11 protein-coding genes are annotated in these 12,648 nt (G+C 63.7%); 6 read left to right on the plus strand and 5 right to left on the minus strand.

Features of this window, described 5'->3' with window-relative positions; all coding sequences use genetic code 11:
* Positions 1-11: 11 nt before the first annotated feature.
* Both IFU00_20095 and IFU00_20100 read right to left on the minus strand, forming a co-directional pair.
* Positions 12-2,786: insulinase family protein (locus IFU00_20095; GenBank protein MBD8544582.1), on the minus strand; the 2,775-nt coding region annotated here is incomplete at its 3' end.
* A 137-nt stretch (positions 2,787-2,923) separates the two neighbouring features.
* Complete coding sequence (locus IFU00_20100; GenBank protein ID MBD8544583.1) at positions 2,924-4,111, minus strand: PQQ-dependent sugar dehydrogenase; 1,188 nt, start codon at positions 4,109-4,111, stop codon at positions 2,924-2,926.
* Between the two features lie 135 nt (positions 4,112-4,246).
* Here IFU00_20100 and IFU00_20105 point away from each other — a divergent pair, with 135 nt between their 5' ends.
* Genes IFU00_20105 through IFU00_20120 form a run of 4 tightly spaced genes read left to right on the plus strand, consistent with a single transcriptional unit; the run spans position 4,247 to position 6,382 of the window.
* Positions 4,247-4,789, plus strand: a complete 543-nt coding sequence (locus IFU00_20105) for a DUF882 domain-containing protein (GenBank protein ID MBD8544584.1) — start codon at positions 4,247-4,249, stop codon at positions 4,787-4,789.
* Positions 4,790-4,796: 7 nt separating this feature from the next.
* Complete coding sequence (locus tag IFU00_20110; protein ID MBD8544585.1) at positions 4,797-5,618, plus strand: hypothetical protein; 822 nt, start codon at positions 4,797-4,799, stop codon at positions 5,616-5,618.
* Entirely contained in the window at positions 5,615-5,920 is a 306-nt protein-coding gene (locus IFU00_20115) for a hypothetical protein (GenBank protein MBD8544586.1), read from the plus strand. The genes IFU00_20110 and IFU00_20115 overlap by 4 nt, the downstream gene beginning before the upstream one ends.
* A gap of 18 nt (positions 5,921-5,938) precedes the next feature.
* Positions 5,939-6,382, plus strand: a complete 444-nt coding sequence (locus IFU00_20120; GenBank protein MBD8544587.1) for a thioesterase family protein — start codon at positions 5,939-5,941, stop codon at positions 6,380-6,382.
* Between the two features lie 56 nt (positions 6,383-6,438).
* Here IFU00_20120 and IFU00_20125 read toward each other — a convergent pair whose 3' ends face one another.
* On the minus strand, positions 6,439-6,933 hold the full coding sequence (locus IFU00_20125) for a DUF3016 domain-containing protein (protein ID MBD8544588.1): 495 nt from the start codon (positions 6,931-6,933) through the stop codon (positions 6,439-6,441).
* Between the two features lie 166 nt (positions 6,934-7,099).
* Here IFU00_20125 and IFU00_20130 point away from each other — a divergent pair, with 166 nt between their 5' ends.
* Positions 7,100-7,837 carry an endonuclease gene (locus IFU00_20130; protein ID MBD8544589.1) on the plus strand — a complete coding sequence of 246 codons (738 nt, stop codon included), beginning with the start codon at positions 7,100-7,102 and terminating at the stop codon, positions 7,835-7,837.
* A gap of 197 nt (positions 7,838-8,034) precedes the next feature.
* A complete protein-coding gene (locus tag IFU00_20135) occupies positions 8,035-9,540 on the plus strand; it encodes a DUF3369 domain-containing protein (protein ID MBD8544590.1) in 1,506 nt (501 codons plus the stop codon).
* A 25-nt stretch (positions 9,541-9,565) separates the two neighbouring features.
* On the opposite strand, the gene IFU00_20140 is transcribed toward IFU00_20135, so the two are convergent.
* Together IFU00_20140 and IFU00_20145 are read right to left on the minus strand one after the other, a co-directional pair.
* Positions 9,566-10,510, minus strand: a complete 945-nt coding sequence (locus IFU00_20140) for a cation transporter (GenBank protein MBD8544591.1) — start codon at positions 10,508-10,510, stop codon at positions 9,566-9,568.
* A gap of 84 nt (positions 10,511-10,594) precedes the next feature.
* Entirely contained in the window at positions 10,595-12,553 is a 1,959-nt protein-coding gene (locus IFU00_20145; protein MBD8544592.1) for a GAF domain-containing protein, read from the minus strand.
* Positions 12,554-12,648 lie beyond the last annotated feature (95 nt).

Genomic DNA, 12,648 nt, shown 5'->3' on the forward strand with positions numbered 1-12,648 from the left:
TGTTTCAACGNGGGCTTGCCATCCGCATCGATGCGGCGCACCTCGCCCAGGTTCAGCGCGCGCACGTCCTTCTCGACCTTGCTCATGTCCCCCACCACGACCCACACCAGGCGATCGGTCAGGAAGCTGCGCGCGGCCAGCGTGTTGGCCTGCTCGGGCGTGAGCGCCAGCGCCTTCTCGGTGTAGGTGTTGTAGTAGTCGTCCGGCAGACCGTATTGCACGATGGTCGTGTAGGCGCCACCCAGCTGGCCAGCCGTCTCGAAGCTGCCCGGCAGGCGCAGCGTGCGGTTGTCCTGCGCGAATTTCAGCTCGGCGCGTGTGATCTGGCGCTCACCCGCCACGCCCTTGTATTCGCGCACCAGTTCCTTGAGCGCATCACCGGTCTTGTCTGTCTGCACCGGCGAAATGCTCATGAACGTGCGCTGGCCGACGGCCGGCTGCACCAGGCTGCGTACGCCATACGACCAGTGCTTGTCTTCACGCAGGTTCATGTTGATGCGCGAGCTGAATGTGCCGCCGAACACGTCGTTGACGATTTCCAGCGGCAGCGACTCGGGGCTGTTACGCGGCGGCGCCAGTTGCGCGCCGACGATCACGCTTTGCAGCGCGCCCGGCCGGTCGATCAGGTACACGAGCGGCTTGCTTGGCGCGGGCACGGTGGCGATCACCTTCTTCGGCACTTCGCCGCCCTTCCAGCCGCCGAACGCTTTCTCGAGCAGCGGCGTGATCTCGGCCAGCGTCGTGTCGCCCACGACCAGCAGCGTCGCGTTGTTCGGCTTGAACCAGGTTGCGTGGTAATTGGCCAGGTCGGTGCGGGTCATGCGGCCCACGGCGTCCTCGGTGCCGTTGGCAGTGCGCGCATACACGTGGCCCTGGCCGTACATCAGGGCCGGCACGACGCGCAGCGCGATACCCTGCGGATCGACCTTCTCGCGTGCGATCGCGGCCAGGCGGTCTTTCTGCAGGCGCGCAAATTCGTTCTGCGGGAACGCCGGATTGCGCACCAGGTCGGCATACAGGCCGAGCGCCTGCGGCAGCGTCGCCTTGAGCGAATTCATGCCGACAAAGGCACCATCGAGATTGATGCTGGCGCCAAAGGTCGCGCCCAGGCGTTCGAGTTCTTCACCGATCTCGAGCGACTTGCGCGTGGCCGTGCCTTCTTCGAGCATGCGCAGCGTGAGGCTGGCCACGCCCGGCAAGGCGGCGCTGTCGGCCGAATAACCGCTGTCGACCATCATCTGCAGGTTGACGACCGGCGCTTCATGGCGCTCGGCCAGCACGACCTTCAGGCCGTTGGACAGCGTGATGCGCTGCACCGGCGGCAATTTGAGGGACATCGCCTTGCCGGCGACCGGTTCCTTGCTGCGATCGAGCCCCGTATCGGTAGCGGCCAGGCCGGTCGGGAACGGATCGATCTGCAGCACGTAGTCGCCGTCGCTGAGCCAGTCGTTCATCGCTTTTTTCACCGTCGCCGGCGTGGCGTCCTTGATGCGCTGCAGATAGACCTTGTAGCAGTCCGGGTTGCCGGTAAAGGTCTGGCACGAGGCCAGGAGGTCGCTCTTGCCACCGAAGCCACCAACGCGCTCGATCATGCGCGTGTACTGCGCCAGGATCGTGGTCTTGGCCAGGCGCAGCTCGGCGTCCGTCGGGCCGCTCTTCATCAGCGCGCGCAATTCCTCGTCGGCCGCCTGTTCCATCTTTTTCACGTCGGCGCCGGGACGGGCCGTCAGCGTCAGGTCGAACTGGCCGCCGATTTCCGACGCATCGTCGCTTGCGGTCGCGCTGGTGGCCAGTTGATCCTTGTAGACCAGGCGCTTGTACAGGCGCGACGTCTTGCCGCCGCCCAGCACGCGCGCGCCCAGGTCGAGCAGCGCTTCTTCGGGCGTGTTCGCGCCCGGTACGTTCCAGGTACGGTAGATGCGCGTCTGCGGCACGCGGTCCTGCGCCAGCGTGCGGTGCGTGCCGGTGCGCTTGGCGATCCAGGCATCGTGCTTGGCCAATGGCGGGCCCGGTGGAATCGCGCCGTAGTATTGCTCGACCTTCTTGCGCGCTTCTTCCGGCGAGATATCGCCCGACAGCACCAGCACCGTGTTGTTCGGGCCGTAGTTCTGCTTGAACCAGTCCTGCACATCGGTCATCGAGGCCGCATCGAGGTCGGCCATCTTGCCGATCACGGTCCAGGAATACGGGTGGCCGACCGGATAGGTGTTTTCCACCAGCAGCTCGTAGGCGATGCCGTAGGGCTGGTTCTCGCCCTGGCGCTTTTCGTTCTGCACGACCCCGCGCTGGATGTCGAGTTTGGTCTTGTCGACCGTGCCCAGCAGGTAACCCATGCGGTCGCTCTCGGCGAACAGCGCATAGTCGAGCATCGAGGTCGGCACGTTCTGGAAATAATTCGTGCGGTCCTGGCTGGTGGTGCCGTTCAGGTCAGTGGCGCCGACCTGCTCCATCGCATTCAGATAGGTCTTCTTGAAGTTGTCGCTGCCGCTGAACATCAGATGTTCGAACAGGTGCGCAAAGCCAGTCTTGCCCCGCTGCTCGTTCTTCGAGCCGACGTGGTACCAGGTATTCACGGCCACCACCGGCGTCTTGCGGTCTTCGTGCACGAGCACGGTCAAGCCGTTCTTCAGCGTGAACTTGGTGTACTTGATGTCCGGGATCGGAATGTCGGGCGTGCTGGCGGGGGCGACGGGCGCGGCCTTCGGTGCAGCCTGCACTGTGGGCACGCCGAACATCAGCGCAAGCGCTGCCGCGAGGTAAGTGGTGCGACGAACGAGAACTGCCATGCTGCGCCTCCTGAATGGGTCGGGAAAGAACCATTCTAGGCACGTTTCAGTTAGTCAACAAACAAAACAGCGTATGCATGTCTCGCCGAACGACAAACCATGCGCAGCGCATCGTGCGCCACACATGGTGCATGATCTTACTTCGGCACGATGCGCAGCAGCGTGCCCCTGGCTTCATCGGTCAGCACGTACAACTGGCCATCCGGGCCCTGGCGCACGTCGCGCACGCGCTGGCCAACGGGGATCAGTTCTTGCGCCGTGACCTTGCCGGCGGCGTCAAGCTGCACGCGGCGCACGTCCTTACCGGCCAGGCTGCCGCTGAACAGGCTGCCCTGCCACTGCGGGAACGCCTTGCCGGTGTAGAACGCCAGGCCCGATGGCGCGGGCGACGGGGTCCAGACGACGATCGGTTGCACCGTGCCCGGCACGACCTTCTTGCCGATCGGCTCGCGCGTCGTGTAATCGAGTGTGTAGCTCTGCAGAGGCCAGCCGTAGTTGTTGCCGGCCTCGATCAGGTTGATCTCGTCGCCGCCGCGCGAACCGTGTTCGCTGGCCCAGACACGGCCGGTTTTCGGGTCAAGCGCCAGCCCCTGCACGTTGCGGTGGCCGTGGCTGTGGATTTCTGCCAGGCGGTTCGGCTGCGCTTCGGCCGCGCCGGTGCCGACCGGCTTGCCGGCGTCGGTCAGGTGCAGGATCTTGCCCTGGTGCGTGGCCAGGTTCTGCGCCTGGTCGCGCGCGAGCATATTGCCCACCCGCTGCGGCGTATTGCCGCCATCGCCGATGCTCATCAGCAGCGTGGTATCGGGCAAGAACAGGATGCGCGAGCCGAAGTGCTGGCCGCCGCTCTTGGCTTGCCTGACGGAGAACAGCGTCCTGATGCCGGTGACGCGCTTGCCATCGAACGTGCCCATCACCAGCGCCGTGCGGTTCCTGGCGTCGGTGCCGCTGGCGATCGTCATGTAGATGCGGGGATTGGTCTTGTCACCGGGGTGGACCGCGATGTCGAGCAGGCCGCCCTGCCCGCCCACGAACAGGTTCGGCAGCGGGTCCATCTTCACCTGCCGGAACGTCTTGCCATTGAGCATATGCAGCGTGCCGCCCTTGCCCGTGACGAGCATGCGGCCATCGGGCAGCCAGGCCATGCCCCAGCCCTGCGGAACGCCAGTGGCGACGGTGTCGAGTTGCCAGCCTTTGGCCAGTGGCGGCTTGTCGACAGGTATGATTTCCTGTGCCAGCGCAGCGCCCGCCAGCTGGGCCAGTGCGACTGCCAGCATGGCACCCAGCACCCGTTGTTTGCGCATGAATTCTGTGTCGGTACTCGGCATACGCAAATCTCCCAAAAACAGTTAAATACTTGACATCGTAGCTGAAATGTCGCGATTTTCTGCACATTGTCTGCACGATTGCGGCAAATGGCGTATCATCGATTGCTCACTGAACCAGCGCAAGGACTCCCTTCAATGATTCAACGACGTACCATCCTCAAAAGCGGTCTCCTCCTCGCAGCATCCTCCCTCAGCCTTCCCACCCTTGCCAAAAATTCATCGATTGCCACCGGCGATTGCTGTCTGCGTTTTTACAATACGCACACGGGTGAAAAGCTGACGAGCACGTTCTGGGAGCAAGGCGAGTTCATCCCTGATGCGCTGGGCGACATCAACAAGGTGCTGCGCGACCACCGTACCAACAAGATTGCCGACATCGATCCCGAACTGCTGCTGCTGCTCGGCCAGCTCAATGGCAAGCTCGGCAACAACAAGGAATTGCACATCATTTCGGGCTACCGCGCGCCGGAATCGAATGCGTTCCTGCGTGGCCATGGCAGCGGCGGCGTCGCCAAGCGCAGCCTGCACATGGAAGGCAAGGCCATCGACATCCGCCTGCCGGGCACCGATCTGCGCAACCTGCAAAAGGCGGCCATGTCGCTCCAGGGCGGCGGCGTCGGCTATTACGCCAGCTCGCAGTTTGTCCACATGGATACCGGCCGCGTGCGGTATTGGTAATCGTTTGATGCGGCCGCCCATTGTCCGTGTCGTTGCCGGACTGGCCATGAGCGGCCTGTTCATGGCTGCGGCCGCAAGCCTGCCGGCGCATGCCGCCGGCCAGAGCACCGTCACCGTCAAGTCCACCCGCGACCCGGTAGACAAGTCGTATCGCAAGATGATCCGCGGCATGGAACGCTTTGAGCGCGAGCGCGCCTTTGCGCCGAACGCCTCCCTGCGCTTCCAGTTGTTGCCGCGCCTGCCGAACGTCGACATGCGCGGCATCACGCTGCGCGTGGCGGGCGATACCGTATCGGTGCCCGTCCCCGTCGATGAACACAATTTCTTTGTCCTGCCGCGCAACGCGCAAGCCTTGCAGGAAGACGCTGCCGTGCTCGCCAGTCGCAAGACCGCCAGCATGACCTGGCGCGCGCGCATCGAAACGCCGGGCGTCCCGGCCGGCATGCGCCGCCTGGGTGACCTGCGCCTGGAATGCCGCGTGGGCAAGGAAGCTGGTCTCGTCTCCAACAGCTCGCCGCTGTTCGGCTGGATCTCGGATGCGCTCGACTCGCCTGAAGGCGTCTGTACGAGCCCGGATGGCAATTACCTGTTCTTCGCCGAGCGCCCGATCTTCGCGGTCACGCTGCGTGCGGGCGAACGCAGTGAAACGCTGCCGTTTTCGATGCTGTACGCGGGCGGCGACCAGACGCCCGACATGCTGCCGTTCTGCGATTGCCAGGTGCTGCTCGACCGCACCTATTACGTGCCGTTGTGGGATGCCAGCTGGCCGGACGATACGCTCGTCGAATTCACGTACATGGTCGATCCGCCAGCCGGGGGGACGCCATGAGGGCGCCTCTGATCCTGTGCGCTGCGCTGCTGGCCGGTTGCGCCACGCAGAATGCCGCGCCACCCGGCGCGCAAGTCGCGGCCGAGCGGCTGCAACAGACCGTGGTCGCCGGCCAGACCACCAAGGCGCAATTGCTGGCAGCATTCGGGCCGACGAAAAACGTACGCTTCGACAGCGGCTTCGAGGCCTGGGTCTACCAGTCGCCGGCGGGTGGCGGCCAGTTTGCCGAATTTGTCGTGCTGATCGATCCGGCCGGCGTCGTTGCAAAAACACGTACCCGCGCGCCTGCCCTGGTACGTTAGTCCAACCAGGATCAACACATGCCACGTCTACAACTCGACTTTCCCGACGACCAATTCTACTTTTCCACGCTGCTCACGGTGCGCGCCACCGACATCAATGCGGCCAACCACGTCGGCAATGAATCGATGATCGCGATGGTCTCCGAGGCCAGGTCGCGCTTTCTGTTCGAGTTCGGCGTGCCGGAAACCGGCCTCGATGGCAACGGCATCATCGTCACCGACCTGGCCACCATCTACTGCGCCGAAGCGTACCGCCGCGACGAGCTGCTGTTCGACGTGGGCGTCATGGACTTCAACAAGTACGGCGGCGACCTGATTTACCGGATCACGCGCCCGCGCGATGAGAAGCTGATTGCCATGGCCAAGACCGGCTTTGTGTTTTTCAATTACACAGCGGGCCGGGTATGCCCGATGCCCGACGACTTTCGTGCCAGGTTCGCGCGGGTCAACCGGGTCGACTAGCCCACAACAAAACGGCGCCCCGAGGGGCGCCGTTGTTCTTTGCAGCCAGCAAACACTCAACCGCCGCGCTTCTTGCCGATGATCGTTTCATCGAACCATTCATCGATCATGCGCTTTTCGGCGCGCAGGCTCTCGCTGTCACTGAATCGGCCAATGCGCTGCATGTAGTTCATGTCGGCCAGGCGCGCATCGCCACCCTTGAGCACCTGCCCGTTTTGCGTCAGCGAATAGCGCAGGTTGATGATTGGCCAGTCGGCCGTGCCTTTCAGGATGCGCAGGTCGCGACCGCTGTTGAAATTCGGGTACTCGCGCCCGGCCAGGTCGATGTCCGTGACTTCGATCGTCAAGTCCTGCCCCGCCGGCAGTTTCTCGCCAAGTTTGGTGAAATACGTGCTCAGTTCTTCCAGCACCTGCTTGCGCTCCCATGGGGCAAATGGCAGGTCGGCGAATTTGTCGGACTCGATGTAGGTGACGGTCACGCCCGCCGAGGCGGCGCCGGCAGCCAGTGCCAGGAGGCCTGCCAGGGCGGTTTTTATCAGGGTGGATTTCATTGCTGGAGCTCCTTCTCAATGCATCTCGTGTGCGATCTTCGCTTACCAATATACGCCGCTTCGCACTGTTCTGCTCGTGGCGAAACGTTGGAACTTGTATCCAAATGTTAGGCCCCGAACATGACCAAAAGATAGTGCCATATAAGAATGCATCAAGGAGGCCACCATGCCAGAAGGTCCAACGCTGTACATGCTCAAGGAACAGACCACGCGCTTCGTGGGGCAAACCATCGTACGCGCCAGCGGCAATCTGAAAACGCTCGATCCGGCGCGCCTCGTGGGCCAGCGCATCACCGGCCTGCATACCTGGGGCAAGCACTTCCTGATCGAGACGCCCGACGTCATCCTGCGCGTCCACTTTCTGCTGTTCGGCACCTACCGAATCGACGAGGACCGCGACAAGCCGCCGCGCCTGTCCATCAGCGTGGAGGACGGCGGCGCCATGAATTTCTATGCCTGCGCGATTCGCGAGATCGACCGCGCCACCTTCGACGACTACGACTTCAGCGCGGACGTGATGGGCACGACCTGGGACCCCGTCAAGGCGCGCAAGAAGCTGCGCGCCGCGCCCGACATGCTGGCCTGCGACGCGCTGCTCGACCAGGAGATCTTCTCGGGCGTGGGCAATATCATCAAGAACGAAGTGCTGTTCAGGATCCGTGTCCATCCCCTTTCGACGATGGGCGCGCTGCCCGCGCCCAAGCTGCGCGCACTGGTGGACGAAGCGCGGCAGTACAGCTTCGACTTCCTGGGCTGGAAAAAAGCCTTCACGCTCAAGGAACACTGGCTGGCCCACGCCAAGAAGATCTGCCCGCGCTGCGACATCCCCTATTCAAAAGCCAAGCTCGGCACCTCGGACCGGCGCAGCTTCTACTGCGAGCGTTGCCAAAAACGCTATACGTAACGCGCCCTGTCACGTCGCTGCAACAGCATTTCCGACGCAGCAAGGCAGATGTTACATCCGTCAGTCACAATTTTAATATTGCTTCTTGTTAAGGATCATGCGCCGTACTACAATCGGCTTGACTCCGGGCTACTTTTGTTGTGAAAAAAATAGTCTGCTCGCTTAACCCTGGCCTCCCCCACGAATCGGAATCGTCCATGTCCTTCTTGTCGTCCGCTGCGCCCAAACTCGCACCCTGGAAAGTCTTGCTGGTAGACGACGAACCCGACATCCACGACATCACCAAACTGACGCTGACGCGCTTTCGCCTCGACGGCCGGGCGCTCGCATTCGTGCATGCCTACAGTGGCGCCGAAGCCAAGGAAATCCTGGCGCGCGAGAAAGACATCGCGCTCGTGTTCCTCGACGTGGTCATGGAGCGCGAAGACAGCGGCCTGGAAGTGGCGCGCTGGATGCGCCAGGACCTGGACAACCAGTTCACCCGCATCGTGCTGCGCACCGGTCAGCCGGGCCAGGCGCCGGAAGAGCGCGTGATCGTCGACTACGACATCAACGACTACAAGGAAAAGACCGAGCTCGATCGCACCAAGCTGTTTACGACGACGTTTGCCGCGCTGCGCGCCTACCGCGACATCATGAAGGTCGAGGAATCGCGCCGCGTCCAGCAAACCTACCGCGAAGGCCTGGAACGCGTGATCGCCGCGTCCGCCCACATTTTCCAGCAACGCAACCTGAAGGACTTCGCCAACGGCCTGTTGCTGCAGGTCGTGGCGCTGCTGCGCCTGGAACAGAGCATGCTGCTGCGCCTGAAGGCGGCCAGCGTGATCACCGGCCAGAGCCAGTACGAAGTGCTGGCCCAGATCGGCGACATGGAGGGCGACGAGATCGGTCCGGAACTGGTGGCGCAGCTGGACGACGCGCGCCACAACCGCATTTCGCGCCTGCACGGCGACACCTATGTCGGCTATTTCCCGAACAACAGCGGCAAGGCGTCGCTTCTGGTGCTCAAGGGTGTGGATGAAATCTCGGACATCGATGCGCAAATGCTCGAGGTATTCTGCTCGGGTGTGGCCATCGCGTTTGACAACATCCTGCTGAACCAGGAAATTACCGATACCCAGGCCGAACTGATCCTGCGCCTGGGCGACGTCGTCGAATCACGCTCGCACGAGGCGGGCAACCACGTACGCCGCATGTCCCAGGTCTGCTACATGCTGGCCCAGGCGTCAGGCATGCCCGAAGACGAGACGGCGGTGCTGATGCACGCCGCACCGATGCACGACATCGGCAAGATCGCCACGCCCGATGCGGTGCTCCTCAAGCCCGGCAAGCTGACCGATGCCGAGTGGACCATCATGAAGCAGCACCCGACCGTGGGGCTGCAGATCCTGGACGGCTCGCAGCGCCCCATTTTGAAGGCGGCGGCGGTGATCGCACACCAGCACCACGAAAAATTCGACGGCACCGGCTACCCGCAAGGCCTGCGCGGGCAGGACATCCACCCGTACGCGCGCATCGTGGCGGTGGCCGACGTGTTCGACGCCCTGAGTCACGCGCGCTGCTACAAGGAAGCGTGGCCGGCCGCGAAAGTGACGGAACACCTGCGCGAGGTGGCCGGGCACCACCTCGACCCGACCTATGTCGACCTGTTGATCCGCAATATGGACAAGGCGCTGGCGATCAACGCGCAGTGGCCCGACTGAGCTGCGCTCTAGACGAGCCTATCGATTACTTGAACGCAGCGCGCAGCGCCGACGCATCGAAATAGATTTGACGGATCACTGGATGCTCGGCGGCCACTGCGGTTTCGATGCGGCCAATCGCGGCCTCCACCTTGTCGATCGACAGCCCCCGGCGAAACTGGACCGACGCGGCCAGCAGCACTTCTTCCGGCCCCAGCTGCATCGTGCGCAGGCTGGCCACGCTGTCCAGCGCCGGCTCGCGCAGGAACAGCGCCTTCAATGCGGCCAGCTCGTCATGGTCGATCGCTTCACCCACGAGCAGGCCACCAGTCTCGCGCGCCAGCATGACGGCGGCGCCGAGCAACAGCAGGCCGATCACGATCGAAGCAGCAGGGTCAATGTACGGATTGTTGAAATAATGGCCCAGCGCGATGCCGGCGGCGGCAATCCCGAGGCCCAGCAGCGCGGCAGAGTCCTCGATGAAAATCGTGAAGACCGATGCATCCTTGCTCGCACGGACGGCCTGCCACAGCGTCGCACCGGGTTTGCGCGCCGTGTTCAGCTCCTTGCGCGACACGTTCCAGCTATACCCTTCGAACAGGGCAGCCACGCCAAGCACGACGTAACTCCACATCGGGTCTTCCAGTGGCGGCGGGTTCTGCAGTGCAGCGACGCCATGGTAGATCGATAAGCCACCGCCCAGCGAAAACACCGACAGCGCCACGATCAGCGCCCAGAAATACAGCGACTTGCCGTAGCCGAACGGATGCTTGCGGTCAGGCGCGCGGGCGCTGCGGCGTTCGCCCAGCAGCAGCAGGAATTCATTGCCGGTATCGACAGCCGAGTGGATGCCCTCGGCCACCATCGCCGCACTGCCGGTGATGCCGGCGACGATGAATTTGGCCACCGCGATGCCCAAGTTGGCGGCAATGGCCGCATAGATGACTTTTTGCGAGCCCTGGCGTGGCGCGTCTTGCTTGTTTTCGTTCATGGACTCTCCAAATGGGGAGCCAAGCGTAGAGAACCTGCCGCAACCTATCTGTACGGCGCCACACGTGCGCGCACGATCAGGGCCTTAGGCAGCCAGTTTTTCCTTGCGCTGCGAACGGGGGAAACGCAGGTGGTACGTCAGCCCCTGCCCCGGCGCACTCGTGGCCCGCACCGTCCCGCCCAGCGCGCCGGTCACCAGGTTGTACAGGATGTGCGCGCCCAGGCCACTGCCCCCGGTGCCGCGCCGCGTGGTGAAGAACGGATCGAACAATTTGTCGAGCGTCGCTGCATCCATCCCTGCCCCATCGTCGGCGTACTCCACCACCACCCAGCCATCGCTGCCCAGCGCGGCGCGCAGCGTGATGTTGCCGGGCTGCTCGTGCTCGAAGCCGTGCACCAGCGAATTCATGACCATATTGGTGAGGATCTGCGACACGGCCCCGGGAAAGCTCTCGAGCATCAGGTCGGGCGCGCAATCGACCGCGACCTTCACCGGGCGGCCCTTGAGCTTCGGGTGCAGCGACAGGAGTACCTCGTTCAGGTACGCGCCCAGGTTGAAGCTGCGGATATCGTCCGACGACTGGTCCACCGCCACCTGCTTGAAGCTGCGCACCAGGTTGGCGGCGCGCTGCGTGTTGGTGGTCATGATGCGCAGCGACTGGTCGACGATGTCGAAGAAGCTCTCCAGGCTCTCCGCGGTCATCTCCCCTGCTGCCAGTTCTTCGCGCGTGAGTTTCAGTTCCTGCACCAGGTGGCTCGTGGCCGTGACGCAGATGCCCAACGGCGTGTTGATCTCGTGCGCCACGCCGGCCACCAGGCGGCCGAGCGACGCAAGTTTTTCCTGCCGCACCAGCTCGGACTGCGCCTCCTGCAGTGCGTGCAGCGCGTCGTTCAGCGCCGCGTTCTGCTGCTCGAGAGCTTCCTTGGTCTTGCGGATCCTGCGGTCGGCCTGCATGCGCGCAATCGCCACGGCCACGTGGCTGGCCATGAACGCCAGCAGGTCGAGGTCGGCCTTGCTGTAGACGATCGCCGGGTCGTAGCTCTGCACCACGATCACGCCGTATGGCTGGTCGTTGACCAGCATCGGCGCGCCCATCCAGCTGGCAATCTCCGTGCTGCCCAGCGGCTCGGCGACGGTGCCGGCGGCAACGAGCGCCTCGAAGCTGGCCACGTCGTGCAGCTGCGCCTGCTTGGTCGACAGGATGTGCGAGCACATTGCCTTGCCGAACGGGAAGCGCAGCAGCGGCGGCGCGCTGTCTTTCTGATCAACGAAGTACGGGATGCTGATCTCTTGCGTGCGCTCGTGGTACAGCCCGATCAGGAAGTTGTCGGCCACCATCAGCTCGCCGATGATGCGGTGCAGGCTGGCGCTGAGCTGGTCGGTGTCGAGCGCCTGCGCCGAGAGGTCGGCAATCTCGTACAACGCATGCTGGATCTTTTCGGCGCGGCGACGCTCGGCCACCTCGTGCGCCAGCGCGGCCGTGCGCGCCGAGACCGCGCGCTCGAGCCGGTCCATGCTTTGCAGGCCCTGCAGCGCGTTCGAGACGTGGTTGGCGATCAGCCCGAACAGCGCAATGTCTTCCTCGCTGTAGGTCTGCTCGGCAGAGTAGCTCTGGATGACGATCGCGCCCAGCGCCTGCTGGTTCTGGTCGAGCAGCGGACAGGCGACAAAGTGCTCCGGCGTGCTGCCGTTGCCCCAGCGCCCGGCCGCCTTGCGGTGGCGCTCGTTGAAATCGGCCGCCGTCAGCACCAGCCGCTGGCGATTGAGCAGTACCCAGGCCGTGGGCGACTGGTCGGGCGAGGCGAGCCGGATACGCTCGAGCGGATCGCGCGCGCCGTCGGCTTCGTCGACAAAATAGGGAAAGCGCACGGTGCCGTCTTCGCGGTCGGCCAGTGCCACATAGAAGTTGGCCGCATACATGATGCGGCCCAGCGCGCAGTGCACGGCCCGTATGAATGCGGTGATGTCGCTGCAGCTGGTCGAGAGTTGCCCGATATCGAGCAACATCGACTGCACCGCTTCCAGCCGGTCAAGACGTTCCATACTTCCCCCTACCTGTTCACAGAATGCATCTGATGATGCGCAGGGGAAATAGTAGCAGCTTGGGGCCGGACGCAGCAGCTTGCCGCACCCGGCTG

The sequence above is a fragment of the Oxalobacteraceae sp. CFBP 8761 genome (genome assembly GCA_014841595.1).
Taxonomy (GTDB): Bacteria; Pseudomonadota; Gammaproteobacteria; order Burkholderiales; family Burkholderiaceae_D; genus Telluria.